This is a genomic window from Paraburkholderia sp. GAS448 (assembly GCF_050435685.1).
Lineage (GTDB): Bacteria > Pseudomonadota > Gammaproteobacteria > Burkholderiales > Burkholderiaceae > Paraburkholderia.
In genome coordinates, this window is the sequence record NZ_JBNDKT010000016.1 from 150,463 (window position 1) to 176,626 (window position 26,164).

29 protein-coding genes and 3 pseudogenes are annotated in these 26,164 nt (G+C 60.0%); 17 read left to right on the forward strand and 15 right to left on the reverse strand.

All coding sequences use genetic code 11. From position 1 onward, the window contains the following. The first annotated feature begins 65 nt into the window (after positions 1-65). The 4 genes from P3T23_RS26885 to P3T23_RS26900 all read left to right on the forward strand — a co-directional run bounded on the left by P3T23_RS26885 (position 66) and on the right by P3T23_RS26900 (position 3,612). Entirely contained in the window at positions 66-479 is a 414-nt protein-coding gene (locus P3T23_RS26885) for a DoxX family protein (protein ID WP_429319132.1), read from the forward strand. 120 nt (positions 480-599) lie between these two features. Continuing rightward, positions 600-1,823, forward strand: a complete 1,224-nt coding sequence (locus P3T23_RS26890) for a porin (protein ID WP_429319133.1) — start codon at positions 600-602, stop codon at positions 1,821-1,823. Positions 1,824-1,851: 28 nt separating this feature from the next. Next, positions 1,852-2,790, forward strand: a complete 939-nt coding sequence (locus P3T23_RS26895) for a LysR substrate-binding domain-containing protein (protein ID WP_429319173.1) — start codon at positions 1,852-1,854, stop codon at positions 2,788-2,790. A 126-nt stretch (positions 2,791-2,916) separates the two neighbouring features. Next, positions 2,917-3,612 (forward strand): TetR/AcrR family transcriptional regulator, encoded by a 696-nt coding sequence (locus P3T23_RS26900; protein ID WP_429319134.1) that lies wholly within the window; start codon positions 2,917-2,919, stop codon positions 3,610-3,612. A 12-nt stretch (positions 3,613-3,624) separates the two neighbouring features. On the opposite strand, the gene P3T23_RS26905 is transcribed toward P3T23_RS26900, so the two are convergent. The 4 genes from P3T23_RS26905 to P3T23_RS26920 are packed head-to-tail and all read right to left on the reverse strand — an operon-like array spanning position 3,625 to position 6,280. Then, the gene (locus P3T23_RS26905; RefSeq protein ID WP_429319135.1) at positions 3,625-4,098 is read right to left on the reverse strand and encodes a nuclear transport factor 2 family protein; all 474 of its coding nucleotides are present in this window, start codon (positions 4,096-4,098) and stop codon (positions 3,625-3,627) included. Between the two features lie 24 nt (positions 4,099-4,122). Beyond that, positions 4,123-4,953 (reverse strand): SDR family NAD(P)-dependent oxidoreductase, encoded by an 831-nt coding sequence (locus tag P3T23_RS26910; RefSeq protein WP_429319136.1) that lies wholly within the window; start codon positions 4,951-4,953, stop codon positions 4,123-4,125. Beyond that, positions 4,950-5,849, reverse strand: coding sequence for an NAD-dependent epimerase/dehydratase family protein (locus tag P3T23_RS26915; protein WP_429319137.1), 900 nt, complete (start codon positions 5,847-5,849; stop codon positions 4,950-4,952). Before P3T23_RS26915 ends, P3T23_RS26910 begins: the two co-directional genes overlap by 4 nt. Before the next feature lie 11 nt (positions 5,850-5,860). Beyond that, complete coding sequence (locus tag P3T23_RS26920; RefSeq protein WP_429319138.1) at positions 5,861-6,280, reverse strand: nuclear transport factor 2 family protein; 420 nt, start codon at positions 6,278-6,280, stop codon at positions 5,861-5,863. Between the two features lie 196 nt (positions 6,281-6,476). Here P3T23_RS26920 and P3T23_RS26925 point away from each other — a divergent pair. Then, positions 6,477-7,058 (forward strand): annotated as a pseudogene (locus P3T23_RS26925) (LysR family transcriptional regulator); the annotation flags it as partial. Here P3T23_RS26925 and P3T23_RS26930 read toward each other — a convergent pair. From P3T23_RS26930 to P3T23_RS26970, 9 genes and pseudogenes are all read right to left on the reverse strand, one after another. Then, a pseudogene (locus P3T23_RS26930) lies at positions 7,054-7,395 on the reverse strand (oxidoreductase); the annotation flags it as partial. The pseudogenes P3T23_RS26925 and P3T23_RS26930 sit on opposite strands and share 5 nt — an antisense overlap. 285 nt (positions 7,396-7,680) lie before the next feature. Next, positions 7,681-8,901: an MFS transporter gene (locus P3T23_RS26935; protein ID WP_429319139.1), complete on the reverse strand. Its 1,221-nt coding sequence runs from the start codon at positions 8,899-8,901 to the stop codon at positions 7,681-7,683. Positions 8,902-8,955: 54 nt separating this feature from the next. Further along, a complete protein-coding gene (locus P3T23_RS26940) occupies positions 8,956-9,603 on the reverse strand; it encodes a glutathione S-transferase family protein (RefSeq protein WP_429319140.1) in 648 nt (215 codons plus the stop codon). Positions 9,604-9,695: 92 nt separating this feature from the next. After that, positions 9,696-10,442 (reverse strand): SDR family NAD(P)-dependent oxidoreductase, encoded by a 747-nt coding sequence (locus P3T23_RS26945; RefSeq protein WP_429319141.1) that lies wholly within the window; start codon positions 10,440-10,442, stop codon positions 9,696-9,698. Between the two features lie 65 nt (positions 10,443-10,507). Further along, the gene (locus P3T23_RS26950) at positions 10,508-10,894 is read right to left on the reverse strand and encodes an NIPSNAP family protein (protein ID WP_429319142.1); all 387 of its coding nucleotides are present in this window, start codon (positions 10,892-10,894) and stop codon (positions 10,508-10,510) included. A gap of 86 nt (positions 10,895-10,980) precedes the next feature. Next, positions 10,981-11,730, reverse strand: a complete 750-nt coding sequence (locus tag P3T23_RS26955; protein WP_429319143.1) for an SDR family NAD(P)-dependent oxidoreductase — start codon at positions 11,728-11,730, stop codon at positions 10,981-10,983. 84 nt (positions 11,731-11,814) lie between these two features. Further along, positions 11,815-12,555, reverse strand: coding sequence for an SDR family NAD(P)-dependent oxidoreductase (locus P3T23_RS26960; RefSeq protein ID WP_429319144.1), 741 nt, complete (start codon positions 12,553-12,555; stop codon positions 11,815-11,817). A gap of 37 nt (positions 12,556-12,592) precedes the next feature. Beyond that, the gene (locus P3T23_RS26965; RefSeq protein ID WP_429319145.1) at positions 12,593-13,492 is read right to left on the reverse strand and encodes an alpha/beta fold hydrolase; all 900 of its coding nucleotides are present in this window, start codon (positions 13,490-13,492) and stop codon (positions 12,593-12,595) included. Between the two features lie 46 nt (positions 13,493-13,538). Beyond that, positions 13,539-14,285, reverse strand: coding sequence for an SDR family NAD(P)-dependent oxidoreductase (locus P3T23_RS26970; RefSeq protein ID WP_429319146.1), 747 nt, complete (start codon positions 14,283-14,285; stop codon positions 13,539-13,541). Between the two features lie 176 nt (positions 14,286-14,461). On the opposite strand from P3T23_RS26970, the gene P3T23_RS26975 reads away from it, so the two are divergent. Further along, on the forward strand, positions 14,462-15,361 hold the full coding sequence (locus P3T23_RS26975) for a LysR family transcriptional regulator (RefSeq protein ID WP_429319174.1): 900 nt from the start codon (positions 14,462-14,464) through the stop codon (positions 15,359-15,361). Between the two features lie 235 nt (positions 15,362-15,596). On the opposite strand, the gene P3T23_RS26980 is transcribed toward P3T23_RS26975, so the two are convergent. Both P3T23_RS26980 and P3T23_RS26985 read right to left on the reverse strand, forming a co-directional pair. Continuing rightward, positions 15,597-15,932 (reverse strand): hypothetical protein, encoded by a 336-nt coding sequence (locus P3T23_RS26980; protein WP_429319147.1) that lies wholly within the window; start codon positions 15,930-15,932, stop codon positions 15,597-15,599. Between the two features lie 660 nt (positions 15,933-16,592). Further along, the gene (locus P3T23_RS26985) at positions 16,593-17,468 is read right to left on the reverse strand and encodes a TetR/AcrR family transcriptional regulator (protein WP_429319148.1); all 876 of its coding nucleotides are present in this window, start codon (positions 17,466-17,468) and stop codon (positions 16,593-16,595) included. Between P3T23_RS26985 and P3T23_RS26990 the strand changes: the two genes are divergently transcribed. The 11 genes and pseudogenes from P3T23_RS26990 to P3T23_RS27040 all read left to right on the forward strand — a co-directional run bounded on the left by P3T23_RS26990 (position 17,467) and on the right by P3T23_RS27040 (position 25,852). Beyond that, entirely contained in the window at positions 17,467-18,330 is an 864-nt protein-coding gene (locus P3T23_RS26990; RefSeq protein WP_429319149.1) for an MBL fold metallo-hydrolase, read from the forward strand. The two genes, P3T23_RS26985 and P3T23_RS26990, sit on opposite strands and share 2 nt — an antisense overlap. 101 nt (positions 18,331-18,431) lie before the next feature. After that, positions 18,432-18,734 carry an alcohol dehydrogenase catalytic domain-containing protein gene (locus P3T23_RS26995; RefSeq protein ID WP_429319175.1) on the forward strand — a complete coding sequence of 101 codons (303 nt, stop codon included), beginning with the start codon at positions 18,432-18,434 and terminating at the stop codon, positions 18,732-18,734. A gap of 36 nt (positions 18,735-18,770) precedes the next feature. Further along, positions 18,771-19,664, forward strand: coding sequence for an alpha/beta hydrolase (locus tag P3T23_RS27000; RefSeq protein WP_429319150.1), 894 nt, complete (start codon positions 18,771-18,773; stop codon positions 19,662-19,664). Between the two features lie 29 nt (positions 19,665-19,693). After that, positions 19,694-20,050 (forward strand): enoyl-CoA hydratase/isomerase family protein, encoded by a 357-nt coding sequence (locus P3T23_RS27005; RefSeq protein WP_429319151.1) that lies wholly within the window; start codon positions 19,694-19,696, stop codon positions 20,048-20,050. Between the two features lie 149 nt (positions 20,051-20,199). Then, positions 20,200-20,592 (forward strand): zinc-binding dehydrogenase, encoded by a 393-nt coding sequence (locus P3T23_RS27010; RefSeq protein WP_429319152.1) that lies wholly within the window; start codon positions 20,200-20,202, stop codon positions 20,590-20,592. Positions 20,593-20,597: 5 nt separating this feature from the next. Further along, positions 20,598-21,128: a PaaI family thioesterase gene (locus P3T23_RS27015; protein ID WP_429319153.1), complete on the forward strand. Its 531-nt coding sequence runs from the start codon at positions 20,598-20,600 to the stop codon at positions 21,126-21,128. A gap of 268 nt (positions 21,129-21,396) precedes the next feature. Beyond that, entirely contained in the window at positions 21,397-21,906 is a 510-nt protein-coding gene (locus tag P3T23_RS27020; RefSeq protein WP_429319154.1) for a LysR family transcriptional regulator, read from the forward strand. After that, entirely contained in the window at positions 21,795-22,379 is a 585-nt protein-coding gene (locus tag P3T23_RS27025; RefSeq protein ID WP_429319155.1) for a LysR substrate-binding domain-containing protein, read from the forward strand. The genes P3T23_RS27020 and P3T23_RS27025 overlap by 112 nt, the downstream gene beginning before the upstream one ends. 227 nt (positions 22,380-22,606) lie before the next feature. Further along, positions 22,607-23,381 (forward strand): annotated as a pseudogene (locus P3T23_RS27030) (enoyl-CoA hydratase/isomerase family protein). Positions 23,382-23,432: 51 nt separating this feature from the next. Next, positions 23,433-24,230, forward strand: coding sequence for an enoyl-CoA hydratase/isomerase family protein (locus tag P3T23_RS27035; RefSeq protein ID WP_429319156.1), 798 nt, complete (start codon positions 23,433-23,435; stop codon positions 24,228-24,230). Continuing rightward, positions 24,227-25,852 carry a class I adenylate-forming enzyme family protein gene (locus P3T23_RS27040; RefSeq protein WP_429319157.1) on the forward strand — a complete coding sequence of 542 codons (1,626 nt, stop codon included), beginning with the start codon at positions 24,227-24,229 and terminating at the stop codon, positions 25,850-25,852. The genes P3T23_RS27035 and P3T23_RS27040 overlap by 4 nt, the downstream gene beginning before the upstream one ends. Positions 25,853-26,164 lie beyond the last annotated feature (312 nt).

Sequence of the window (26,164 nt, forward strand, 5' to 3'; positions counted from 1 at the left end):
GGACGCCGAATCCAGGCGCCTGGTGAACGTATTGATCCGATTTCTAACCACGATGTGAGGCACTGTTGAATACAAGCACTTCTTCGGCCGCAACCCTCGGCCGCATTCTCATGAGCTCGCTTTTCCTGATGAGCGGTTTCGGCAAGCTGGCCGATCCCATTGGGACGAAAGATTACATTGCCTCGAAGGCGCTGCCATGGCCCGAGGCTGCCTACGTCATCGCCGTGATTATCGAGCTCGGGTTCGGCACGGCGCTCGTTCTCGGTTATCGTACCCGTATCGTGGCCGCAGTAATGGCGATATTTACCCTGGCGACGGGAGTGACCTTTCACGACAACTTTGCTGATCCCAAGCAGATGATCAGTTTCATGAAAAACATTGCGATTACGGGTGGATTTCTACAGGTGATCGTATGGGGTGCCGGTTCTCTGAGCCTCGATGCGTTGATCGCGGCAAACCGGCGACGCGCGCGAGCGTAGCGGTCAGCGATTCTTTATTACTCGAGACCGGGACTCTTTTGATTGGCTGTAGCACGAACTGATCCGTCCATAGGCGGATCAACAATAAATAGTATAACTTATTAAAATTGGAGACAATTCGTGAAAAGGGCTTATATTGGCTGTTTGCTTGGTGGTTTCGTTTGCACGGTACAGGCGCAAAGCTCGATCACCCTCTATGGCATCGTGGATCTCGGCGTCACGTATGTGAACAACGCGCAAACCGGCAAGACGGGCGGCACGCTGTCAGGCGCGTCGCAGGTTGCGCTTACCGATGGAACGGCGACAGGAGTCAGCGGGAGTCGCTGGGGGCTGCGAGGAACGGAGGACCTTGGCGGAGGGCTGAAGTCGCTATTCGTCATCGAGAATGGTTTCACCGCGAATAACGGTGCGCTTGCGCAAGGCGGCACGGAGTTCGGCCGCCAGGCCTACGTCGGTCTTGCTGGCGGACCCGGCACTGTGACGCTGGGCAGGCAATATGACACATTGGTCGACTTCCTGCAGCCGCTGGCTGTGGTGGGGCAGTGGGCCGGATATATGGGTACGCATCCCGACGACGTGGACAATCTGGCCAATTCGAATCGCATCAACAATGCGGTCAAGTTCACGACCGCTGCGTACCATGGCTTAAGCGCAGGCGCAGCCTATAGTTTCGGCAGCACGGCGGGGAGCATCACGCAGAACCAGATCTGGTCACTCGGTGCAGGCTATACCAGCGGTACCTTGTCACTCGGGGCCGGCTACCTGAATGCGCGCGATCCGAACATTTCCTTCTATGGAAACACGCCGAATAAAGGCGGTGTGACGGCGGACAATATGGGGGCGCTGGGCTCGGCGACGTCGGCCCAATCGAATCCGGTGTTTGCCGGCTACGCGTCGGCTAAAACGACCGAGATTTTTGGGGTTGGTGCGGCGTATACGTTCAGCGCCACTACGCTCGGACTGGTCGCGACCAATACACGTTTTGAGTCGCTTGGCTCTGCCTCCGGTCCCAATCCGTTCGGCTATTTCGGAACGGCCCAGTTCACGAACCTTGAATTGAGCGTGAGAACCCGAGTAACCCCGGCATTCTTGCTCGGCACCGCATTTGACTATATGCGGCGAAACTCGGTCAAAGGCGATGATGGCGCGCGGTATCTGCAATTCGACCTCGGTGCCGATTACAACCTGTCCAAGCGAACGGACCTATATGCGCTGGCGGTCCTGCAGCACGCAAGCGGCCGTGACTCACTCGATCAACCGGCGGTCGCCTCGATCAGCGGCTTTAGTCCGTCCACTACCAGCAATCAGGTGGGTGTTCGCGTCGCGTTGCGGCATAAATTCTAGCGATGGCTGGGGCAGTCGGGCGGGCACGATGAACCTAATACGAAACATGAGAGTCTTCGTGCGCGTGGCGGAGGCGGGCAGTTTTACCGCGGGCGCGGAGCAGTCGGACGTGACCACGGCGCAGGCCTCCCGCCATATCTCCGATCTGGAAGTCCATTTGCGCAGCCGGTTGTTCAATCGTACGACCCGGCGGATCGCATTGACCGATGCAGGGAACCGATATTTGCAGCGCTGCAAGGAGATTCTCGCACTGGTCGACGCGTCCGAAGCGGAGGCCGGAGAAGCGCGAACATCACCGGCGGGCGTGCTGCGAATTCATGCTCCGTTGAGCTTCGGGCAGATTTATGTCGTGCCGGCGTTGACTCAATATCTGGAGAGATATCCGTTGGTGCGTGCCGAAGTCACGCTTTCGCAGCGAACGCCCGATCTCCTCGACGAGGGGTTCGATGTTTCGCTCCAGGTCGCCACGACCTATTTGCCCGACTCCGCACTCGTATCCGCCAGAATCTGCACGATGCCAACCGTGCTTTGCGCGTCGTCGAAATACATCCAGAGTCGCGGCGCGCCGAGGTCGGTGCCGGAGTTGCATCAGCATACGTGCCTCCAGTTGGTGACCCCGCACTTTCCGGTCGATCGCTGGAGGTTTGAAGGAAGGGACGGCGTGGCGGAAATCGAACTGCGCCCCGGGAAGTTGCGCGTGAACTCGGCCGATGCATTGGCGGTTGCCCTGGTTGAGGGATTTGGCATCGGGCCGTTGCCGATGCTTTCTGCGTTGTCGGCGCTGCAGAGTGGGGCGCTGGTGCGCGTGCTGCCGGAGTACGAGTTGCAGGGTACAACCGTGTATGCCACTTATTTGTCGCGAGAATACCTGGACGCAAAAATCAGAACGTGGATTGCTTTTCTCCGCGAGTTTGTGACGGCGGCGCTTTGCGCCCGTCATATTGAATACTCAACCAGCGACGCATGACGATGGTGCCTGGATCAGGTCAGACCGCGAGGGGTTGAACGGGATGGCCTGAGCGTTACAATCACGCAAACACAACACTACGGTAGGGCGGCAATCTGGCCGTCGACCGCTATCAGGAGTGGTTTCGTGGCAAAGGTGAATGCTGAGGGACAAAAAGAACAGATCCTGAACGCCGCGGCCGCGCTCTTCATCGAGAAGGGTTTCGGCGGTGCGTCGATGCAGGAAATCGCCGAGGCACTCGGCGTGACGCGTACCGCCGTCTATTATTACTTCAAGAACAAGGACGAGATACTCACGGCGCTGGTCGAGGAGGTCACATTAAGAGCGAGGCGCCTGTCGAGCCAGGCGGTCGCCGAACCAGATGCGGATCCGAAAGAGCGCCTGCGTCTGCTGGTTCATCAGCATACGATGCTGATTCTAAGCCACTACAACGAATTCCGCGTGATCCATCGCACCGAGCAACAGTTGCCCGAACGCGCGTATCGCGCGAACGAAGACGCCAAGCGCGCGGTGTTGAGCAACTTTACCGCGGCAATCGAAGCAGGGGTAAGCGCCGGGGTGTTCCGTGTCGTCGACGCCAAGGTCACAGCGTTCACGCTCATCGGCATGTGCAGCTGGCCTGCATTCTGGTACAAGCCGGAAGGGGCGAGCAGCGCGATCGAGATCGCCGACACGATCGCGGAGCTCGCCGTGCAATCGGTCGTGCGCCCGGCCAAGCGGCAATTGAAAGGCAACAGCGCCGTTAGCGAAGCGCTGGCGCTGCTGCGTGAGGATCTGGATCATCTGTCGCTGATGATCGACAAACCGCCGAAGGCCGGCTAGTTATTTGTTTGCCTACGGTTTGACGCTCTCGCTGCCCATAACCGGTGTCCAGTTGACGAGGGGTGTGAGAAAGTGGAGATCGAAGTGGCGTTCGACGAACGCCCAGCGGCCGTCGCGACGTTCAAAACGGTCGTGGTAGAGGCCGCTGATTTGCACCGGACCCATCTCGACATGGGTGCACGGGCAGTCGACGGCTGCCCGACCGGTCGCCGTATCGCCGTCGATATCGATCAACGGGTTGGCCATCCAGTGATGCATGTGGGGCATCTTCTGCCAGTTCTGCCGGGCCGATTCGAGAATCGCTTCGACGCCTTCAAAGTTGCCGAAGGCGTCGCCGAGTGACAGCAGTGCACCCCCATGCCATATGCTGCGCAACAGGTCTTCGTCATGGTTGTCGAAGGCTTGGGCGTATTCAGCGATCAGCCGTTCAAGAGCAAAGCGGCTTTCCACCGCTTCGAGCCGTGAGTCCAGAGTTTGAAGATTCATGAAATGTTTCCTGTGATGGATGATTTAGAAGTCGGTGGATCGGGACAGTTCGCGCCAGCGTTCGACTTCACGGGCAACGTAGTCCAGCTTGTCGTCCACTACCTTGAGTGCATCGGCGCCGGCGACGAAGCGCAACGGCGGGTCGGTTTCGTTTGCGATCTGGACTAGCGCGAGGCCAAGCTTGTCGGGGTCGCCGACCTGGTTGTGATTGCGGGCTTCGAACACTGCGTTGGCCTTGGCGCGGAAATCGTCATAGTCGTTCAGAGCGTGCGTGCCGCGTCTTAGCGAACGGTCGTCGAGGAAGTCGGTACGGAAGGCACCTGATTCGACGATGGTGAGCTTGAGGCCGAAGTCCGCGATTTCCTGTGCCAGAGCCTCGGAGAATCCCTCAATGGCGAACTTGGTGGCCGAATACATCGAGGCACCCCGGACACCCTTGAAACCGCCATTGGAAGACATGTTGATGACGTGCCCTGCACGTTGCCGACGCATCACCGGCAATACCGCCCGGGTGACGTTGAAAGTGCCGAACGCGTTGGTGGCGAACTGGCGTTCGATTGCCTCGGGTTCGATTTCCTCGAATGGTCCGAACTGGCCGTAGCCAGCGTTGTTGACCAGCACATCGATGCGGCCAAAACGGGTGAGGGCGGCTTCCACGGCGGCCTTAGCTTGCGCTGCGTCGCGAATGTCCAGCTGCGCTGTCAGAACGTGCGCCGTGTTCGCTGCATAGACCTGCTGCATCCGTTCCAGGTCGAGATCGGTGGCAACCACTACGTCGCCCGCGGTCAGCGCTGCCCGGGCGCTGCCGGCGCCGATGCCACCGGCGCTGCCGGTGATGAACCAGACTTTGCTCATAGCGGCATGTCCTTTTCAATCCAGGTCAACGCCGACGTGTGGCGTGGCGTCCAGCCGAGCTCCTTGCGGGCACGCTTCGCGCGGACACGGCTATTGGAGCCGAAGGTGTAGTGCGCATGGACCTTACCCCAACGCTCGGTAGCTTGCTCCACCGTCAAGGATTCAACCGGTCCAAGCTGTAGACGTCGTGCGATAGCATCGCCAACTTCACCGAATGATGCTTCTCCGTTCTCGATGAAATAGAACGCGCCAGCCGGTGCTTTCTCGAACGCGAGCAGATAGAGTTCGGCAACATTTTGAATATGGACGTTCGACCAGCGATTGACGCCCCGCCCTACAATGTGCACCACGCCACCTTTGCGAGCGTCGTCGACCAGAAACGGGATCTGCACGCTGCGCGGATTGAGGCCTGTGCCACTGCCGTAGATGTTGCTCGGACAGATCACTACGGCGCGCACACTTTCCGCGGACGCGGCGAGTACCCGCAGTTCAATGTCACGACGTGGTTGCTTGACAGGCTCGACGACCATCGGCGTGTCTTCGTCAAAGATCGCTTCCGAAACGCTATTGCCCAGTGCATCATCGCCGATGACACTCGAACCGCTCGTGTGCAGCAGTGGCTTGCCGGAGTCCCGCAGGCCCTCGATAAGGGCTTCGATCGCCGACCGATGGTCGCTGTCGGCGGCATGGATCACACCCTCCGAATGCTGGGCTTCGCGCGTCAGGAGACTGCTGTCTTCGAGGCTGCCGATCACGGGCTCGATACCCAGTGCTTTCAATGCTTCGGCTTTGCTTGCGTCGCGGATCAATCCACGAACGCTATGACCTGCGGCGAGCAGGCGGCGGGCGACAGTGCCACCGACGAAACCGCTGGCACCGGTTACAAAAATGTTCACGATCTGTTCCTTTAGAGGACTCGGTTAGGTAGCTTAGTTGGCCTTCGAAGCCGGCAGCAGGTGGTCTGGTGCGCGACAAGCCGCCATGTTTCCTGCTCGCGGCGCCAGATCACCATGAAGAGCGAATGGAGACTTCGTTCTGTTCCGCGCACGGTCGCCTCCATTTTCACGAGGCCGCTCGCGATGAACGACCGATCGCCAAGGGGCACGACTGTCTCGATGCGGCTATTGGCGCTTCGGTAGATCACCGCGCCCGCCCGGATGGCGTCGAGGTAGGTCGTCTTGTCGTCCTTCAGACCACTCGAATGCACGAATTGCAGATCGTCGGATACAAGGTCGGTTAGCGCGATAACATCGGCATTCAGCAGTAACTGCCATCGTGTGTCTTCGAGCTTGCATGCGAGATCGAGAAGGTCTGGTCCGGTTGTCATCATGAGTTCCTGTTCAGGCATTGGTTTTGCCGCTGCACATTCAATACGACGGGAATAGAGGTCGTTGTCACCTACGAGGCAATGAGTCCGCGACCTCTCCACACCGCAAAAGTAACGGCTTTTCGGACGTGAATTAAGTAGGGTAGAGTTCCCGATAGAGTGGACAATGTGTCCGCGCAATGGATGCTGCGAGACTATGGATAGCGTTGCGCTTAATGTTTTTGTTCAGGCTGCCGAGACGCGCAGCTTTGTAGCTGCCGGTCGAAATCTGGGTATTTCCGCTTCAGGCGTGGGTAAAAGCGTAACGCGTCTCGAGCAGAGTCTCGGCGTCAGATTGTTTCATCGAAGCACACGCAGCGTCAGGCTGACGGCCGAGGGCGAGATGTTTGTCGAACGCGCACGCCGCATTCTGGCGGAGTTCGACGCGGCGCAAGCCGAGTTGTCCGAGACCTCGGCGGTCCCCAAAGGGCGGCTGCGTATCGGCTTGCCCATGATCGGCGAGCCCTTTCTACCTGTGCTTGCCGAGTTTCAACGGCGATATCCCGAGATCGAACTGGATCTCGATTTCGACAACCGGAAGGTCGATGTGATCGAAGAGGGTTACGACGCTGTCGTGCGCAGTGGCGACGTTGAGGATTCCCGTTTGACCTCGCGGCGACTGGGCTCTTTCCGGATGCTGCTCGTTGGTGCGCCAGCCTATTTCGAGCGCTGCGGGAAGCCGGTGCATCCCAGGGAACTCGCCGAACACGCCTGCATTCAATTCCGTATACCGAATACGGAACGTGACTCGACGCTTTACGTCCAGCGTGGCCGAGTTGCATTGTGATGGCGATCTTCGAGTGCTGGCGAATCGCCTCGATGATCGGCTTCAGCGCTGCTTCCGTGGCGTCGTCCCAGAGGCCGAGGTCGCCGGGCGTGATGCGTCCGTCGGCCTCCACGGCGGTTGCCTCGATGCTCAACATTCCTGCGCCGGAGAGCGCCATGCCGCCGAGGTGAATCATGTGCCAGGAATGCGCCTTGCCGTCGATGGCCACGTACTGGCACATCGGTGATACGACGATGCGGTTCGGGAGCGTCACGCCGCGGAGCGTGAACGGAGAAAATAGCGAGCTCATATTTTTTCCTGAAAGAGAAGGGACTGGCAATCGCCGGTCCAAAGCCTGTGTTTCAAGCGGCTGCGCCGAAACGCATACGTAACTGCATTCATTGCACTTGCATACCTGGGGAACGATTTGGTGCTGGCCAGCCAGCAAGCCTCACGAGGCCGTTTTGCCGCTGTTAACCCTGATGATCTCTCCGGTGAAGTGTGCGATGGTCTGGTCGAGGAGATTGCGCATGTCGTCTGCGTGGACGAATTCTGCGTCGATACTGACCGTCTCCTGTCTCGCGGTAGCAGTACCTCATGCCGCAATTGCGGTTGCATTTCGCACCTTTGCCAGACGCCTGCCGATGCTAACCGCCAGGATCAGCGCTGCCGCCTCACAGGTAGCGGCGGTCCAGCCCAGGTTGCTCACGGACGTGAGGTTCAAGGTAACCGAGCCAAGCGCGGCACCGAGCGAAAAGCCGAGATACATGAACGAAGCATTCAGAGACAGCACAATCGGCGTTCCCCGCAGGCCGGCGATGCTGACCAGTCCTGCCTGCTGCGCAGGGTAGAACGACCAGTGCGCAATGCCCCACGCTATGACGCCGATCAAGACAGGGAAAAGGGCAAGCGTTTTCGGCAGCCAGTGCGCGCTAAGCGATAGCAGCGAGAAAGCCAGGATTGTTACCGCCAGGCAGGGAATGATCACTTGGCGCGAACCAAGGCGGTCCACGGCTTTGCCGCCGATGACCACGCCAACGGCGGCCGAAACGCCCCAGGTGAACAATACATAGCCGATTTGCGCGCCCTGAAGTTCCGTGGTTTGGGTAACGAATAGCGCCAGGTAGGTGTAGACCGTGTATGCGCCCATGGCCCACAACGTGGTGACGATCAATGTCATCAGGATCACCGGTTTGCGCGCGGTATGAATGCGCTCGCGCAAGGTAGCGGTCGACAAGCCAGCGCCTATCGCCCGTGGCAGGCCGAACAGCAGGCCTGCGGTGGCCGCGGCCGACAAGGCGGCGACCCCGGCAAACGTCATGCGCCAGCCGAGCCGGTCGCCGACCAGTGCGCCCAGCGGTACCCCGAAGGCAACCGCAATCGAAATACCACCGTTGACGATGGCCAGCGCCGTACCGCGTCGTTCGGGGCCAGCGATGGCACCGGCCAGCGCGTTGGCACCGGGAACGTACAGGCCGGCGGCTGCCGCGAGCAGGATGCGGGCCGCCATCAATTCCCAATAGTTCTGGGCGACCGACGCAATGATGTTCGCCAGGGTGAAGACCGAGAGCGACAGCATCATCAGCGTGCGCCGATCGAAGGCGCCGGTCAGGGCCGTCAGGATCGGCGAGCTGAGCGCGTAGGCCAGGGCAAATACCGTGACCAGCTGGCCAGTGGCGACAATGCTGGTACGCAGGTCGGCGGCCATGTCGGGCAGCAGGCCGGCGATCATGAAGCTTTCCGTGCCGACTGCGAACGTACCTAATGCCAGCCAGTACAGCGGCACAAGGGAAGTGGGCGTGGTGCTGGAGCTCATTGCTGTTCCAATTGATTATGCGGCGATGGCCGCGATTGGGGCTAAGGGCGGGGCTTACGCCTTGGCGCTCGGCCGTGCCGATACCTTCTCGTGCCAGCGCTTCAGGGCCACCCGCTCGTCGGGGATGGCCAGCTTGAGGCCGCCCGCGGCGAAGTCGATCGTGACCAGCGCCGTGATGTCGGCGACCGAGTAGCGATTACCGGCCACGAAAGGGACCTCACTCAGCCGGGCATCAAGATCGGCAAAGAAGTTCTTCACCCGTAGCTTGCTGCGCTCCGTCAGCTCGGGGATCTGCTCGTAGTCATGGGGACCGGCGATCGCGCGCCCCTTGAGGCCTGGCGCGGCGTTGCGGATGGCTTCCATCACCGCAGCGAAACCATCCAGTTCGGCGCGCCGTTCCCACATTGTCACCAGTGCCTTCTCCTTCGCGGTTTCGCCGAACAACGGGTTCTGCGGATAGGTTTCCTCGATGTAGCGGCAGATGGCTGGCACCTCGCCGATGGCTGTGCCGTCTTCCAGCACCAAGGTCGGGACGACGCGGCGCGGGTTGATGGCCCGATAGGCCTCGAAATGCTGCTCGCCTTTGCCCAGGTCGACCGGGATGAGCGGGATCGACAGTCCCTTTTGAGCGAGGAAGATGCGCACGCGCCGCGAATTGGGCGAGCCTGCAGATTGGTAAAGTTTGATCGTGTCGGAAGCCATTCTGAAATCTCCACATCTGTTGAATTGAGATGCCGGCGCGCCAACCGCGCTGCCAGTGGGCTCGCTGGCAGTGGGCTATATGCCGGCAGGGCTCACAGCGTCGAACCGCCATCGACGTGCAACGTGTCGCCAGTGATCCAACGAGCATCATCGGAAGCGAGGAACGCGACGACGGCACCGATGTCGTCTGGCTCGGCCATGCGCTTGAGCGCCTGGATGCTCAGTGTGAAATCCCGTCCTGCGTCGGTCCTGGCGAAACTGGACATGTCAGTCGGAACCACGCCTGGCGCCACGGCATTGACTCGGATGCCACGTTCGCCCAGAGCTGAGGCGAAATGCTTGACCAGGGTGTCGATGGCACCTTTGGTGGCCGCATAGGCGGCCAGCGTTCCCACGGAGGCGCGTGCAGCGAGCGAGGAAAGCAGCACGACACTGCTGCCCTTGCACATGACCGGGAGCAACTGCTGCACAAGGAAATAGGGAGCGCGCACGTTCACTGCGAAGAGATTGTCGAAGTCCTCGACCGTGGTCTCCTCGATCGTGCCCACTTTCGCGATAGCAGCGTTGGCGACGAGGATGTCCAATCGGCCGCCGATGATAGTGCGCACGTGCTCGGCCAGCGCGTGCGGACCGTCCGGTGCTCGAAGGTCGGCTGCGATCTTCTCGGCTTTCCCCCCTGCTTCGCGGATTTCGGCGACAACCGCCGCCGCTTCCTTCTCTCCGCTGCTGTAGTGGACAAGTACTTGGGTGCCGGCCTTTGCCAGCGCGAGCGCGCTGGCGCGTCCGATGCCGCGTGACGCGCCGGTAACCAGCGCGGTTTTACCCGAAAGCTTGATCATGATGCGAATTCCTTGCTGTTGATCGTCAGGTCGGCGTTCGATCCGTCTTCTTATATTAAGGATGACTACTTAAGCGGTGAAAACTCTGTCGGACGCATGATGCTCGACTCCATGCTGAGGAAAATGTCGAGCGCCTTCACCTTGCGGCCGAATTCCTGCCAGCGGCTATCGGCTGCCATCCGGTCGCGACGCTCGAGTCGATCGTCGAGACTCTTATAGGCCCAGATGTGCACGATCTGGCTGATATTGCCGATCTCAGTTGTAAAAAAGCCGATCAGTTCGCCGAGAAACTCCTGCTGAAGCGGCAGGCCTTCACTCTTATACAGAGCAAGCCAATCGGCGCCGCGCAGCGGCTTAAACGTATAGGTGCGAATTTCGTAGAGCATCTTATTTCCCTTGGCAGCCGAAACGCTTCGAATTGGGCCGGCGGATCGCATCGATTGGCTGGTCATCGAATTTGCCACGTGGAGATTCACGTAAGCAACGATTGGCCTTGTCGACAAGCCGCTGTCTGCGTAGCTCCGTGACGGCACCCTTCTTACGAGGCGGTCTTGCCCCCGTTGACTCTGAGGACTTCTCCCGTCATGAAACTCGACTTGAGCGACGCGACGAAGAAGATGGCGTCCGCGATTTCTTCCGGAGTGCCCGCCCGCTTGAGCGGCACAGCCGCGAGAAAGGCCGCCTTGCGTTCGGCGTTGTCGGTGAGGCGGTTCAGCATCGCGGTCTCGACGGGACCCGGTGCGACGGCATTCACGCGCACGCCGAACGCCGCGGCCTCGATGGCCGCGGACCTGGTGAGGCCTTCCACTGCGTGCTTGCTGGCTGTGTAGAGAGAAAGCTTCGCCGCACCGCGCGCGCCCATCGTGGATGAGATGTTCACGATGCTGCCGCTGCCTTGCGCCGACATGACGCGCAGTTCGTGTTTCATCGCGAGGAGCGTGCCTAGCACGTTGGTGTCGAACACGGCCGCGTAGCGCTCGGGCGTTTGTTCCCACAGCGGAGCGGGGTCGCCCTCCGTGCCGGCTGCGTTCACTGCCACATCCAGGCGCCCGAAGCGCGCGACGACGCCGTCGATCAGCTTTCGCATGTCGTCTTCGAAGCGCACATCCGAGTGCAGGAACTCAGCTTGAGCGCCCAGTGCGCGCAGTTCTTCGGCGAGTTGCTGTCCTTGTTCCTTGCGGCGGCCGGAGACGACGACGCTTGCCTTCTCGCGGGCGAAGGCGATGGCGGTCGCGCGGCCGATGCCCGTAAGGGCGCCGGTGATCAGTACAACAGGTTGGTTAGCCATTGGCTTCTCCTTGATGGGCCAGCGGTTACAGGTGCTCTGCACCGCTTAGCCGGCTCGTACTTGGGATGTACAGCAGAGCGGTTCTCAAGCGATGGTGCCGCCATCGACGGTGAGGTTGGCACCCGTGATGTAGCTTGCCTCCGGGCCGGCGACGAAGGCCGCCAGCGCGGCGATCTCATCGACATGGCCGTACCGCTTTAGCGCCGTATTGGCGATCTGCGGTGTCGCCCAGTCGCCTGCGGCGGGGTTCAGGTCGGTGTCGATGGGGCCGGGTTGGACATTGTTGACCGTGATGCCGCGTGACCCGACCTCACGCGACAGCCCTTGCGTGAACATTTTCACTGCGCCCTTGGTCGCCGAGTAGGCCGCCAGGCCCGGCGTCGTCGTCCGCTCTCCCACGCAGGAGCCGATACTGATGATGCGGCCGCCTTCCTTCAGATGCTTGAGTGCGGCTTGTGTGGCGATGAACACGCCGCGCACATTGAGGTCGAGCATCTGATCCATCTCTTCCAGGGTCGTCTCTTCGAATGGTTTGGGGATCGCTGTGCCCGCGTTGTTCACCAGAATGTCAAGTTGGCCGAAGGTTTTGACGGTCTGCTCCACCGCGACGTTGACCGCCTTGGCGTAGGTCGCGTTCACCTGGATTGCGATGGCCTCGCCGCCGGCGGCTTTGATCGCTTTCACGACTTGGGCGGCGGCATCGGCGCCCTTGGTATAGGTGATTGCCACGCTGGCGCCGTCGGCGGCCAGCCGCTTGGCGATGGCCGCGCCGATGCCACGGGAGGCGCCGGTGACGAGATCTGTCTTGTTGGTCAGGTTTGCCATGGGATGTGTCCCCGCAAGTTGGGGAGATGCTCGAAGGTCAGTTGGAAGACGGCAGTGATGGGAAAGGCAGGGTTTCGGCCGCGCCGTCGGGCGTCTCGAATGCCGCGTCGAGGAACTGGGTGGCTTGAACCACGAACAGCTCTGGATATTGATAGAAAGAGCCGTGATTGGAGTCCGGGTAGACGATCAACTGGGCGTTAGGCAGGTTTTGCTGCAGAACGTAGGAGTTGTGTGTCGGGATGATCACGTCATTGCTCCCCTGCACGACAAGGGTGGGTTGGCGAATGCTCCTCAGGTAATCCAGGACACCTTCGTGCTGGGCGATGCACTTGCCGATGGCCTCGCCCTGGTGGGCGATGCCTTCGGCGCTCATCTCCGGATCGCGGTCCTTGCGCTCCCACTTGCGCTTGAGAAAGGCCAGGCCCGCTTCGCGACTGGAGGCGGAGGGCGAGAAGTGGACGGCCAGCCACAGGTGCTCGGGCGGATCGTAGGTGCTGGAAAAGATCGCATGCGACTGGCTGGCCACCATATCGGCACCGCGTGGACCCGTGCCGACCAGGATCAGTCGACGTACCAGATCGCCGCTCTGCAGGGCGATTTCCTGAGCGACCATGCCGCCGATGGAAAAGCCCAGTACGTCGACGCCGGAAAGACCCAGCGCCGCAATGAAGGTGATCGCGTTGGCGCCCATCTCCGGGAAGCTGGTGGGAACTTCACCGGAGCTCGAAGAGACGCCGGCGTTGTTGAAGAGAATGATCTCCCGGGTCTTGGCGAGGCCGTTGGTCACCGCTGGATCCCAGTAGTCCATGGTTCCCGTGTAGTGCTGGTTGAACACCAGCGGCACGCCGCCCGGCTTGCCGAAGCGGCGATACGCAAAGCGGATGCCTTGGGCTTCGACATACTGCGTCGGCGCCGTTTGATGGGTATATGTGGTCATGTCAAGTGTCCTTTGTGGCACGCCAGGAGAGAAGCTGCAAGGACGATCAGCCCGCGGTCTTGCCGCCATCGACGGTGATGACCTGGCCGGTGACGAAGGCGGCGCCATCGGATGCCAGGTAGAGCACGGCGCTGGCGATGTCGTCCGGCTTGCCGATGCGCGCCAGCGGAACAGAGGACACCAGCGCGGCCTTGTGCTCCGCCGTGCCGGTGAAGCGGTCGAGCATGCCGGTGTCGGTCGGCCCCGGGGCAACGGCGTTGACGCGCACACCTGTGGCGGCGACTTCCAGCGCAGCCGACCTGGTGAAGCCCTCGACCGCATGCTTGCTGCCAACGTAGACGGAGGCGTAGGCCGCCCCTTCGTGGCCGTAGGTCGATGAGATGTTGATGATGCTGCCGCTCTTCTGAGCGGTCATCACACGCAGCTCGTGCTTCATGCTTAACAACGTGCCCAGCACGTTGGTATCGAAGGTCGCGGCGTAGCTCTCGGCGGTCTGGTTGACCACCGGTCCCGGCTGGCCCTCGGTGCCGGCATTGTTGACGGCCGCGTCGAGACGGCCGAAGCGGGCAACGGTCTGGTCGACCAGGTCGCGGACTTCGTCGTCGTGGCGGACGTCGGCCTGGATGAAGGCGACTTCGGCGCCGAGCTGCTGAAGTTCGGCTTCGAGCGCATTCCCTTCGGCCTGACGGCGGCCAGAGACGACCAGACGGGCACCGTTCCTGGCAAAGGCCAGGGCGGTGGCGCGACCGATGCCGGTCAGGGCGCCGGTGATAAGGATGACGGGCTTGCTCATGATTAAACTCCTGTGAGGTATCACTGGGACGTATGGGGTGGCTGACCGGCAACACCGGCTCGAACGCTGGAAACACTCGCCATCACGTCGACACAGGAGGAAATCTAGGGGCTTGTGGCAAGATTGAAAAAGACTTAATAAGCTGGATGGCATACTTCAAAGGCATGGGATCTGCAATGGAACTGCGACATCTACGATATTTCATCGCCGTCGTCGAGACGGGCAGCCTGACGGAGGCAGCCGAACGGCGGCTGCACACTTCGCAGCCGTCTCTGAGTCGGCAGATCCGGGATCTGGAGGACCAGGTCGGGGTCGAATTGCTGAGCCGCAGCGCGCGGGGCGTGGAGCTGACGCCAGCTGGCAAGGCGTTCATCGATCACGCCCGGCTCGCGCTGACCCAGGTAGATGCTGCAGTCGAATCGGCCCGCAGGGCAGCGTATCCTGCGAAGCAGCGCTTCGCCCTCGGCTTCCTCACCGGGCAGGAAATGACCTGGCTGCCTGAGGCCATGCACATTCTGCGCGGCGAGTTGCCGAACATCGAAGTCACCGTATCCAGCGACTATTCGCCGGATCTTGCCGAAGGACTCGCGCGCGGCAAGCTGGATCTGGCGTTCCTGCGTGCCGAACCGGACTTCGATCTCACCTACCAGGTCGTTGGCCGGGAACCGCTCGTGGTGCTCATGCCTAGTGACCATCCGCTGACGCCCCGCGTTGCAATCCTTCCGCAAGAACTCGTTGGCGAGCCTTTCATCACTATGGCGAAGAAGGCTAAGGTGCTGCGCGCGGTGATCGACGACTACCTGGAGCGCTCAGGGGTCCGGATCACGCCGGCACAGAGTGTAGACAACCTTGCGATGGTCATGTCGCTGGTTGCGTCGACGGGAGGCGTGACGCTGATCCCGGCCTATGTCGAGAACCTGATGCCCTGGTCTGTCGTCAGCCGTCCGCTCGAAGGCGAGGTGCCGACGATCGACCTGGTCATCGGCTACAGCAAGGCAAATTCCTCTCCGATTCTGAAGCTGTTCCTTTCGAGGGTGGATGAGCTGATCTCACGCGCCGCGAAGAGGTCGTCATGATCCGAGTCCCAGCCAACGGCATGTGTCAACGGCAAAGCAGACGTTCGAACCTCATGCGGGAGCGGCTCAAGCGGGTCGACAGACTGACCATCGCCGCCGGCGCTCCGGCCCCGTCACTACTTCCATCACTTCCTGATTATTGTTAGTCAAAAACACAGTCGTATCCCTACCCTCTATTTTAAGCGGGAGATTTTTGTCGGGTGATTGAATAATTACATGCCTCGGTTGATACGTTTTAGATCGGCAGGGAGCGGCTGCAAGCTGCGGCCTGATAATTACTAAAGATACTTACGGGATGTCGTACTAGCAATGCTGCATCGTGGTCACGCAGCACTGCGTCAACTGCGTCGAAAGCCTTCTTCAGCTCCTTCTGCCCGGGCTTCGTCGCATTGCCGCCTTGCGAAATGGCATCAGCTTCCTTCTTCAGTCGCTTTACGAGTTTCGCAGCAAACCGGCTGTCTAGCGACCTGTCCTGGACGAACCCCTTGATCTGTACTGTCGACGCCACCAACGCCTGTTCAGTCGTCTCACTCGAGTCGCTGGCATCGTCAGAAAACGATCTCTTACTCATCAAAAATCTCCAAAAGATGACTACTCTCGTGGAAGCGTAGGGTTGCGAATCGAAATGCCTCAGAATTCCAACCTCGCGAATTCGAGCGATCATCGCCTGGGCTTGTATCCCAGGCGTCCCTTGGCGAATGCGGAAAAGTGAAGATCGCCAATTGCACCCGCCCACGCATTTACCCAGCGAGTAGCGAGAGTCTTCTCAACCTCCGAATCGGCGAGCATGAGACGGTAGGTCGCGACACGCACGCGACCCAACGCGTATTGCTTGCGCGTGCATTCCCGGCACCGACACGAGGCGTCTTTATGCATCGCCGACGAGTGAAGGAGGTGAAAGGTAGGGAGGTACGACCCGACCAGCACCTCATAGTACCCCAGTGAAGCGCCGTCTAGCGCAGCCAGACCCTGCTTGTCCCCCCGCTGGAGATTCGTAGAAAGGCTGCGTCGGCGGCGTGTCAGCTGCATGCGCCGTTATTCTCCAGAACAAGCTTGGCGGTGCTCAGGAGATACAGCGCATGGACATCCGAGACTGGCATACTTGTCTCCACCGCGTGATCTCGTTCAACGAGCGATCTGACAATGAGCCACAAAGCTACCTCGCGGCTAATCCGTTGCCCGTAAAATCTCAAGGCGTGCGGGTCCACGTGATAACGAAATTCAGCCTCGCTCAGCGCCTGCGCGTCGTCGGCCTTGCTCGGGTTGTCCGTACTTGGGAGTGAGGAAGTGGCGGCCATGCCGACATGGCAAAGTCAATCATGCAATCGAGCGCGTCCGCACCAGCGCCGGCCTGCGGCAAATTCAAAACTGCATGCAGGACCCCGAGGTAATGCCACGCGAGTGCGTCAACGTGCGTGTCGTTCGGCAATTCGCCATTCGCGACCCCATCGCGCAAGAGACCTGCAAGCATCTCATACTGAAACCCCGCGCTTGCTCGCGCAGTTACCTTCCCCTCCTCTGTAAGGTCCATCATCTCGGCGCAGCTTCGCGATATCAGGCAACCCGCTGGACGCTCCGGGTCAGGGCGCGTCGGCAAGTAGGCACGTAGGATCCCTAGGAGACGCCCTCGCGCGGTATCTGCTTGGACCCCGTTCATCCGCTTGAGCACTCGCTCCGTATATGCTGCAAGAGCCTCCCGGAAGAGACCGTCTTTGTCACCAAATCGTTGGTAGAGGCTGGAACGGGACAAGCCTGTCGCCTCTGTAAGGTCATTGATTGATGCCGCCGCATAGCCGTGGCGCCAAAAGACCTTTATTGCCGCATCGATTGCGGCCGCGTCGTCGAATTGCGGCTTTCCGCTCATGGAACCCTCATTAAAAATCTTGACAAACAAGAACGCTCGTTCCAACATTCTTGTACCGTTCGTTCCATGATACATCAAAGGACTCTTCATTGCGTATGAGCGGGCGCTCGAACCGAAGCGACTCGTGATACTTCCGGGCGGGCCACTATGACCCCTACCTTGCACAGCGCGATGCGGCAATCGCCGCGGCAATCGACTGGTTTCAAATGCATCTCTAACATCTTTCGTTTTGAGGACAGCCATGACCACAACTGATACCCGTTTGTCGCAGCTTCACTGGGAAGTGATGACAAGGAAGCGCGGCAGCGCTACACAAGGGGTGCCACCAGGTACGGAACATCTCCAATGGGTCTCAAATGCGGCGACCCTCTTCTGGAATGACCACGATGCCCTTCTGGTAGACACGTTTCTTAGCGAAGCCCATACGACAGAGCTCGCCGATTGGATCGAATCCAAAGGCAGCACGTTGCGTACCATCTATGTGACACACGCTCACCCAGATCACTTCTTTGGATTGACTGTGTTGCTGAAACGTTTCCCGCACGCGCGGGCAATCGCACCCGAAAATGTTGTGCAAGGCATGCATGACACGATCACACCGGAGATGCGTGCGCGCTGGAATAAAGTTTGGCCAGGGCAGGTACCTGACGTGCTGACGGTTACCGAAGTCCTCGATGCGAAGTCCTTCATGTTCGGGGGCCGTGAATTTCGTATTGTCGACACTGGGCATACCGATACAGACGATACGACGGCGGTCCATGTTCCGTCGATGGATCTTGTAATCGCTGGGGATGCCGTCTACAACGAGACTCATCCGTACATGCTGGAATGTGATCGCGCTGGCCGACAGGCCTGGCTTGACGGGCTCGAGATAATCGCAGCGCTTAATCCCCGGTTTGTCGTCGTAGGGCATGGCCCGCTCGAACCCGACAACAGCCCAAAGCATATCGCGGCGACCCAAGAATACATTCGCGATTTCGAACGGCTCAATCAGAATACTTCCACGCCCCGCGAGCTCTACGATCGTATGCTGGCGCTGTATCCCGAACGCATTAATCCGGGATCACTCTGGGGCAGTGCTAATAAAGCAAAAAGCGAAACGTGACAGGAATACGAACCATGAAAACAATTCAGTATCGTGCGATCGGTGGTTACGCCGAGAACACGCTCGTTGAGATTCCGCCGCCTACGCCTGCGGACGATCAGATGCTCATTAGCATGCGGACGGTAAGGACCAACCCTATCGATAACGCTTTTCGTTCAGGCCACCATTGGGCGGCAACACCGGAGAATCTGCCGCGTGTCGGTGGTCAGACGGGAGTGGGCCAAGTCGTGGAGTCAAGGAGTCCGCCTTATAAGGTCGGTGATCGCGTGTTCGTAACAGGCCCTGGATTCGGCATTATTGTCGACGGGACTTGGAGAACATCGCTCGCCGGGCAGCGTCCTGAAGTTCTCTGCCGAACTTGGCCGTCGCCTGTACGGCAAGGTCGACGACAGTCTTTTCTATAGTCCCGCTTGATAGGCAAACCGCCTCAGGAGTTCAAAATGATTAAACGCACCGACGTGGAATTTGAAGTTGATGGCAACGTCAAGCTTCGCGGCTGGCTCTTCGTTCCGCCCGGCGAAGGGCGGCGGCCAGCCATCACGATGGCGCATGGTTACGCCGGCGTGAAAGAACATGCCCTCGAGCCGTTTGCGAAAGCCTTTGCCGACGCCGGATTCGTCGTGCTGCTGCATGACCATCGTGGATTCGGTGCGAGCGAAGGCACGCCTCGCCACGATATCGACCCGTGGCGCCAGATAGCCGACTGGCGACGCGCGATCAGCTACCTCGAAACACTGGATGTCGTCGACGCCAAACGCATCGGCTTGTGGGGCACCAGCTATGCTGGCGGCCACGCTATCGTACTTGGCGCGACAGACCGGCGGCTACGCTGCGTCGTCGCGCAGGTTCCGACCATCAGCGGCTATGAGCAGGGCCTGCGCCGCATTCCCCCCGAAAACGTAGCCACAATCGAAGAAGCGTTCGCCGACGACGACCGCGGGCAATTGCGCGGCGACGCGCCTCGCCGACAGGCGGTCGTGAGCGACGACCCGAGCGTCCCTGCGTCCTATCGAGCAAAAGATGCCATCGGTTTCTATCTGCGGCCGGTACCGGGGGGCGCGTGGGATAACAGCGTCACTATCCGTTCGACGCGTGCCGCTCGCATGTATGAGCCCGCTCACTGGATTTCCAGAGTATCGCCGACCCCGCTCCTGATGGTTGTGGCCACCCGCGACACCATCACGCTGACCGACTTGGAGCTGGCCGCCTACGAACGCGCGTTGCAACCCAAGCGCCTCGTGACCATCGAGGGCGGACATTTCGATCCTTACTTGTCTATGTTCCAGCAGTCCAGCGACGCCGCAGTCGAATGGTTCAAGCTGCACCTCGGCTAACTCCACTTCGATGAACAAGGAATTCTTCCATGGCTCATTTGACAGTCAGCTTCGACAGTCGCTTTGCGACGATCATCCTGGATCACCCTCCACAGAATCGCATTGACGATCAAATGGTCGACGAGCGTGCGACCGCGATCACTGCAATCGAAAGCAGCGACGCCCAGGTCGTGATCGTACGAAGCGAGGGTAACGACTTCTCCTTTGGAGGCGACATCCTGCCCTGGCCCGAAGCAAGCCCTCACGAACTTCGCACCCGTTTCGAACACTATATGTCGGTGTTCAATCGTTTAGAGCGGACTTCCTTGCCCGTGATCGCCGCGCGATCTGGCCAAATGTGCCCACCTCGTGGGCGCCGAGAGGCCGGGCGCTCAACCTGGCGCTGACACAGTGTGGCATGCGACAAGAGTATCCCGTTTCTCTCGCCGCAAAAGTTCGCTTATACGGGCACTTGAGAGTACACGTCATGATTATTCAATCTTCGTGTTTGCGTCACCACCCCCCTGCTGCACTACTCTTTTCGCTGCGGACTGCCGTGACTTCCGCGCACGCCGACGGCGTTCGCCGGATAACCGACGGCAAGGGCGTCGATATCGTCATCGAGAGCATCGGCGGGAGCGTGACCAGTGAGGCGCTATCTAGCCTTGGTCCCGGCGGTGTCCTGATCAGGTTGGGCTACTCCGCTGGACGCAGAGCCACGATCGATGTGACGGACCTCATCTGGAAGCGCGCGCGGATGGCCGGTTTCTCTCTGTTCGCCCAATCACCGACCGCGATCGCCACTGCGTGGCGGGACATCATCCCGCTGATCGTGGGCGGATCAGTCAAACCGATCGTCGAACGGGTCTATCCCCTCGGCGAGGCAGGCGAAGCCCTGTGCCATCTGATCGAGGATCGGCCGTTTGGCAAAGTCGTCTTGGCGGGGTGATCGACATGGCAAACGTACCTGCGCAACTCCCGCGCGAGCGCACTATCCACTGGGACGATCCCGGTGCCCTGGCTGAAGCGGGTCAGGGGATGAGCGGGCGAGATTTCCTCGACGCGATGCTTCGAGGCGACGTTCCGCCGCCGCCGATCTGCCATCTGGTCGACTTCACCTTCGACCGGATTGATGACGGCCGCGTCGAGATGGTGCTGAAACCGCAGGAATCCCAATACAATCCGATCGGATCGGTGCATGGCGGCATCATTGCTACGGTGCTCGACTCGGTCATGGGCTGCGCTGTCCACACCAAGCTCCCGGTCGGACGGGGGTACACAACGCTGGAGATCAAGGTGAACTACCTTCGGCGCGTCAACCGCGAGAGCGGGCCGATGACGGCGGTCGGGCGCGTCGTCCACCTGGGCCGCCAGGCGGCGCTGGCGGAAGCGAGCCTGTCGGATGCCAGTGGCAAACTTTTCGCCCGGGCAAGCACGACCTGCCTGATCTTCGACGTGCCCCGTCAGTCAGTGCCTCGAGGCTGACGCAAGATAACCGCCGCGCTGATTGGCATACCAACGGCGATGGCGCCAAACGAGCTGTTTTTCTCGCTGCACTTGCGCACCGCACTGCTCGACAGGGATGCGGCTTTTTATGCGAGCTGAAGCACGCGAGACATTCCCTCAGCCTCATCAGAGGGTTTGGAATATGGATCGCAGATGTGTCGTCAGATCTGGTTTGGCTCGTCGACTTTCGCAGGGACCGATCGATAAGCCAACGACTGCCCCAGTCCGCCTAAGGCACCCGTAGGACATGAAATCGATAACGAGCGTGCGTGGAGATGGAGACTTCGCAAAGCCGCTGACCTCGACGTCGAAGCGGCAATTCGACGGGCACGCGGTTGATTGGGATTTATACCGTTTCTTCGTGGCTGCCGCGGAGGCGGGCAGTCTGTCGGGGGCGGCCGAGCGGCTGCGCGTCAGTGAGCCTACTGTTGGCCGAAAAGTAACGGAGCTCGAAGCACTGCTCGGCTGCTTGCTCTTTCTCCGGTCGACGCGAGGCCTGGTGCTTACTCAAGCTGGACACCAGGTCTGTGATCGTGCGTCGGCAATCGGGAGCAGCATTGCCGAGCTTCATCGGCTAGAGGCCGGCGCCCTCGGCGCCGCTACCAGTGTGGTCAGACTTTCCGCAAGCGAGGGCATAGGGCAACATTGGGTGATTGGCCTGTTGCCAGGTTTCCTGGCCGTCAATCCCAATGCAAGAGTCGAGATGATCATCAGCAATCGATCGATCTCAACAATAGCGAAGCGGACGTGGCCCTAAGATTGGGGTCGCCAGGGCCCGCTTCGTTGTATGCCATCAGGGTCGCCAACGTTGGATTCGGACTTTATGCATCGCATGATTACATTCGATGCAACGGCATGCCGCAAAGCGAAGCGGATCTGCTGAAGCATCGTTTCATCGGCATGTCGGGCAGGCTCGCCAGATTCGAGCCATCGACCTGGTTCAACGAAATCGTGCCAGGCGATTGCGTTGCGATATCGTCGGATAGCTTGGCTTTCAGTTTTCTCGCCGCGGAGAACGGATTGGGCATAGCGATGCTCGCATGCATTGTCGCCGGCAAGTCGGAGCATCTTGTCCGCGTGCCGGTTCCAGTGGAACTGCCGGTACTGCCACTTTGGCTCGTTACCCATGCCGGAACCCGCAAATTGCCTGGGGTGCAGGCGCTCGTACAGTTCATCGGTGCGCAGGCGCGCCATGATCCAAGGGAATTTGACGGGTGTGACCAGCCATAAGGCGTCGGCCTCGAACGCCCTGAGAACCCGCTGCATTCGCGATGTCAGTGTCAGCCACGCACCCATGCAGGACAAGCAGCATGGAAGTCGCGTGAGCAACGATGCTTTCCTCGTAGCGCGGTTGTTCAAACATGAACAACGGCCCAACATCGTTGAGGGTTCTTTAGGCACGTCGTCGTCTGTACCATCGGTTTCGATTGCTACGCAACCACGCGAGGAGACGAACGATGAAGGCGGCAAGTTTTTCGACGAAAGGAGAGGTTGGCATCCTGACGCTCAACAATCCACCACTCAACCTGTGGGATCTCAAACTTCTGGCTGACTGGAAGACGTCCGTTGACCAAGCGTACAGATCGGATATCCGCGCGCTGGTGGTTCGTGCAGAAGGTCCAATTTTTTCGGGTGGGGCTGACGTGAAGATCTTTCGGGGAGTGTCCACGAAAGAGGCGCGCGAGATGTTTGAGGTGTACCTCCCGGTCATCAGAAAGCTCGAAACATTGCCGGTGCCGACGATCGCAGCCGTGCAGGGCCTTTGTCTGGCCGCAGGCATGGAACTCGTTCTCGCATGTGACCTCATTTGGGCTGGAGAGTCAGCACGGCTCGGCCAGACCGAAGCGATGATCGCGACCAGTACGCTCCTCGGAGGAATCCAGCGGATCACTGCCCGCGCGGGCGAAGGAAATGGTCTTTAGCGGTGCGCAATATGACGCACACACGCTCGAGCGCTGGAACATCGTTAATCGGATCGTGCCGGATGACAAGCTCGACAGCGAGGTCATGAGTTACGCCACGATGCTCGCAGCCGGTCCGACTGCATCGCATGCAGTCGGAAAGGAGCTGATCCGGAAGTATCTGACCGCGGGCCTCGATGCGGCTGACCAGCATGTTCTTGATGTCGCGATCCCGCTGTTCGAATCGCGCGACATGCAACACGGTGTAGAGACACTGGTCGAGCACGGCGTACGCAATGTCACGGCACGGACGAAATACATCGGCAAGTAGTTCAGGCGCCGCGAGCCAGTTTCACCACTACTCACACGGATGGAGACGCAAATGGATTTTGAATCGTACAAGTGCCTTTCTTTCGCTCGACGGGGACGTATCCTCACGATTGCGCTCAACAGACCGGAACGGCTGAATGCAGTCGACGGCGTGATGCACGAGGAACTTAGTCGCGTCTTCTTTGACGCGGCGCGCGACGAAGGCTCGGACATTATCGTCCTGACCGGCGCTGGCCGCGCGTTCTGTTCAGGCGGCGACTTCGGGTGGCTTCAGGAAATGATCGACCATCCGTCCGAGTATCACAAGGCCGGCACGGACGCACGCCGGATCATCATGTCGATTCTCGAATGCGACAAGCCCATCATTGCGAAGGTCAACGGAGCGGCCGTCGGACTCGGCGCAACACTTTCGCTGTTCTGTGACGTCATCTTCGCGCGGGAAGGCGGGTCGTTCGGCGATCCGCACGTCAGCGTAGGATTCGTTACCGGCGACGGTGGTGCGGCAATCTGGCCGCAGCTCATCGGCTATGCACGCGCAAAGGAATATCTGATGACGGGTGACATGATCCCGGCGACAGAGGCGGCCCGCATGGGGCTGATCAATCATGTGGTGCCCGCCAACGAACTTGATGCGCGCGTCGATGAGTTTGTCGACCGGCTGCATTCGGGCGCGCAGCAGGCCATTCGCTGGACCAAAGCGTCGGTCAACATTGGACTCAAACAGCTCGCTTCTTCCATTCTCGACGCGAGCCTCGGCTACGAGCTTCTGACCAATTACACTGACGATCATCGGGAAGCAGTGGATGCGTTCATCAACAAGCGCAAACCGGTTTTTGGTGGAGCTTCATGATGGACCTCCAGGACGATCGGCTCGACGCTGTTGTCCCGTTGCCGGAGGACATTCGCTGGCATACCGTGGTCGATGTCGTCTGGGGACATGCACGCCAGCAGCGCGACAAGCTTGCGCTCGTTGCGCCGTCGCTCGACGGCACGGTGAAGCGGCTCACGTACGAAGACCTCGCAGGCCGGGCCGAGGATGTGGCCGCTGGCCTGCGCGAACACGGCATCGCCAGGGGCGATCACGTAGCGATCGTTCTGGGAAACTCTGCCGCCTATGAGTTTGTGCTGACGGAACTGGCCTGCCTTCGTCTGGGAGCGGTGGTGGTTCTGGTCAACCCGGGCTCAAAGCGTGACGAACTGCTGCATGCGTTGGGTCTGACGGAGTGCCGGGCCGTGATAGGCGGACCCGAGTGCGCCGCCGACGTGGCAGCGCTCGACACTCGGTTGCCGGGCCTCGGTCCGGTTTTTGAAGTCACTGCGCCGGGGCAATCGTGTGTACTCAGCTGGGACCGGCTCCTTACGCCGAAGCGGCCGCTGGAAGAGACATATCCGCGTCCACGTGCTTCGGACGACGCATTCGTCATCATGACGTCGGGTACGACGGGACGGCCCAAAGCCGTTGCACTCACTCACGCGAACAGCGTCGCCGGCGGTGCTGCGATGGTCCGCGCCTGGGGAATTCGCTCCGATGGCATCGTACAGACGCTAATACCGCTAACCACCAGGGCGTGCTGCTTTGTCTCACGAATGGGGCCGTTCTATGCCGGTACAACGCTGGTTATCGATCCGCCCTTTGATTCGGAGATCACTTTTTCGCGTGTGCGCGCCGAGGGCACTACGGTGCTCGTGCTGGTGCCCGCGATCATCATCTTTATGACCGAGCAGTTCGATTCGGCCAGACATTCGCTCGAGACCGTCCGGTTGTTCTGCTTCGGCTCGGCGCCGATTACGGTGGCGACGCTGGATCGAGTGAACGCACGCTTCCCGTGGATCAGGTTGGGTCAGATCTATGGGATGACGGAATCGTCGACCGCTGGTGCCTATCTGTCACCGGAGGTTTTCAACGAGCATCTCGGATCGATAGGCGGGCCCGTGCTATGCGAGATGCGAATCGTCGACGAGGCTGACCGTGACGTCAAAGCGGGCGACGCTGGGGAAATCCTCATTCGCGGGCCAAATGTCATGCGTGGCTACTATCGCGATCCTGAAGCGACCGAGAAAGCACTCGCCGGCGGATGGCTTCACACCGGCGATGTCGGATACGTGGATGCGAAAGGCTATTTCTATCATGTCGACCGGATGAAGGACATGATTGTGCGCGGCGGCTTTAAAGTCGGATCGGTCGAGGTCGAAAACGTGCTTGTCCAGTATCCCGCTGTGCACGAGGCCGCGGTGATCGGCGTGCCACATCCGAAGCTGGGCGAGGACGTATTTGCGTTTGTCGTGCTTCGTGGACAGACGAAAGTCGAGATGCAGGATCTCGTTGAACATTGTGGCGAGAAACTGATTTACTACAAGGTGCCGCGCCGCATCACGATCGTCTCCGCATTGCCAAGGAATCCGGCCGGCAAGATCGACAAACGCAGACTCAGGCACGATGCCCAGGACATTCTGGGCGACACCGCCGCATAGAGATACGCGGGCGACCTTAGCACGACGCGCGACAGGTGTCCCGTTCTGTGGAATGCCATCCTTGAGTGTGGAGGTGCCCGTTTTCTTAGTGGACCGGTCTCCAATCTGGTCGGCGCAAACGACTTCGAAGCTAGAACCGGCCGAAAATATTGACGGACGATGCAATTGTCTGGCAGCTCGGCAAGCGTCGCGATACCTGACTGCTGTGAACGACAAAGCCCTGAGTCCTGTTGGACTGTGGATCACCCCTGCACAAGCTCGTTCGAAGCGGACCGATCGTAATGGGAGAGTTGACCAGGCAGATGGCCACGG

Coding starts and splice junctions, on each gene's coding strand:
- P3T23_RS26920 (WP_429319138.1), bottom strand. CDS start 6,280: ATGACAACCGGACCAGACCTTCTCGATCTCGCATGCAAGCTCGAAGAC.
- P3T23_RS26955 (WP_429319143.1), bottom strand. CDS start 11,730: ATGGCTAACCAACCTGTTGTACTGATCACCGGCGCCCTTACGGGCATC.
- P3T23_RS27020 (WP_429319154.1), top strand. CDS start 21,397: ATGAAATCGATAACGAGCGTGCGTGGAGATGGAGACTTCGCAAAGCCG.
- P3T23_RS26975 (WP_429319174.1), top strand. CDS start 14,462: ATGGAACTGCGACATCTACGATATTTCATCGCCGTCGTCGAGACGGGC.
- P3T23_RS27015 (WP_429319153.1), top strand. CDS start 20,598: ATGGCAAACGTACCTGCGCAACTCCCGCGCGAGCGCACTATCCACTGG.
- P3T23_RS26990 (WP_429319149.1), top strand. CDS start 17,467: ATGACCACAACTGATACCCGTTTGTCGCAGCTTCACTGGGAAGTGATG.
- P3T23_RS26985 (WP_429319148.1), bottom strand. CDS start 17,468: ATGGCTGTCCTCAAAACGAAAGATGTTAGAGATGCATTTGAAACCAGT.
- P3T23_RS26945 (WP_429319141.1), bottom strand. CDS start 10,442: ATGATCAAGCTTTCGGGTAAAACCGCGCTGGTTACCGGCGCGTCACGC.
- P3T23_RS26910 (WP_429319136.1), bottom strand. CDS start 4,953: ATGAGCAAAGTCTGGTTCATCACCGGCAGCGCCGGTGGCATCGGCGCC.
- P3T23_RS26980 (WP_429319147.1), bottom strand. CDS start 15,932: ATGAGTAAGAGATCGTTTTCTGACGATGCCAGCGACTCGAGTGAGACG.
- P3T23_RS26895 (WP_429319173.1), top strand. CDS start 1,852: ATGAACCTAATACGAAACATGAGAGTCTTCGTGCGCGTGGCGGAGGCG.
- P3T23_RS26970 (WP_429319146.1), bottom strand. CDS start 14,285: ATGAGCAAGCCCGTCATCCTTATCACCGGCGCCCTGACCGGCATCGGT.
- P3T23_RS27000 (WP_429319150.1), top strand. CDS start 18,771: ATGATTAAACGCACCGACGTGGAATTTGAAGTTGATGGCAACGTCAAG.
- P3T23_RS26965 (WP_429319145.1), bottom strand. CDS start 13,492: ATGACCACATATACCCATCAAACGGCGCCGACGCAGTATGTCGAAGCC.
- P3T23_RS27040 (WP_429319157.1), top strand. CDS start 24,227: ATGATGGACCTCCAGGACGATCGGCTCGACGCTGTTGTCCCGTTGCCG.
- P3T23_RS26995 (WP_429319175.1), top strand. CDS start 18,432: ATGCTCATTAGCATGCGGACGGTAAGGACCAACCCTATCGATAACGCT.
- P3T23_RS26960 (WP_429319144.1), bottom strand. CDS start 12,555: ATGGCAAACCTGACCAACAAGACAGATCTCGTCACCGGCGCCTCCCGT.
- P3T23_RS26950 (WP_429319142.1), bottom strand. CDS start 10,894: ATGACCAGCCAATCGATGCGATCCGCCGGCCCAATTCGAAGCGTTTCG.
- P3T23_RS26905 (WP_429319135.1), bottom strand. CDS start 4,098: ATGAATCTTCAAACTCTGGACTCACGGCTCGAAGCGGTGGAAAGCCGC.
- P3T23_RS26935 (WP_429319139.1), bottom strand. CDS start 8,901: ATGAGCTCCAGCACCACGCCCACTTCCCTTGTGCCGCTGTACTGGCTG.
- P3T23_RS27005 (WP_429319151.1), top strand. CDS start 19,694: ATGGCTCATTTGACAGTCAGCTTCGACAGTCGCTTTGCGACGATCATC.
- P3T23_RS26940 (WP_429319140.1), bottom strand. CDS start 9,603: ATGGCTTCCGACACGATCAAACTTTACCAATCTGCAGGCTCGCCCAAT.
- P3T23_RS27035 (WP_429319156.1), top strand. CDS start 23,433: ATGGATTTTGAATCGTACAAGTGCCTTTCTTTCGCTCGACGGGGACGT.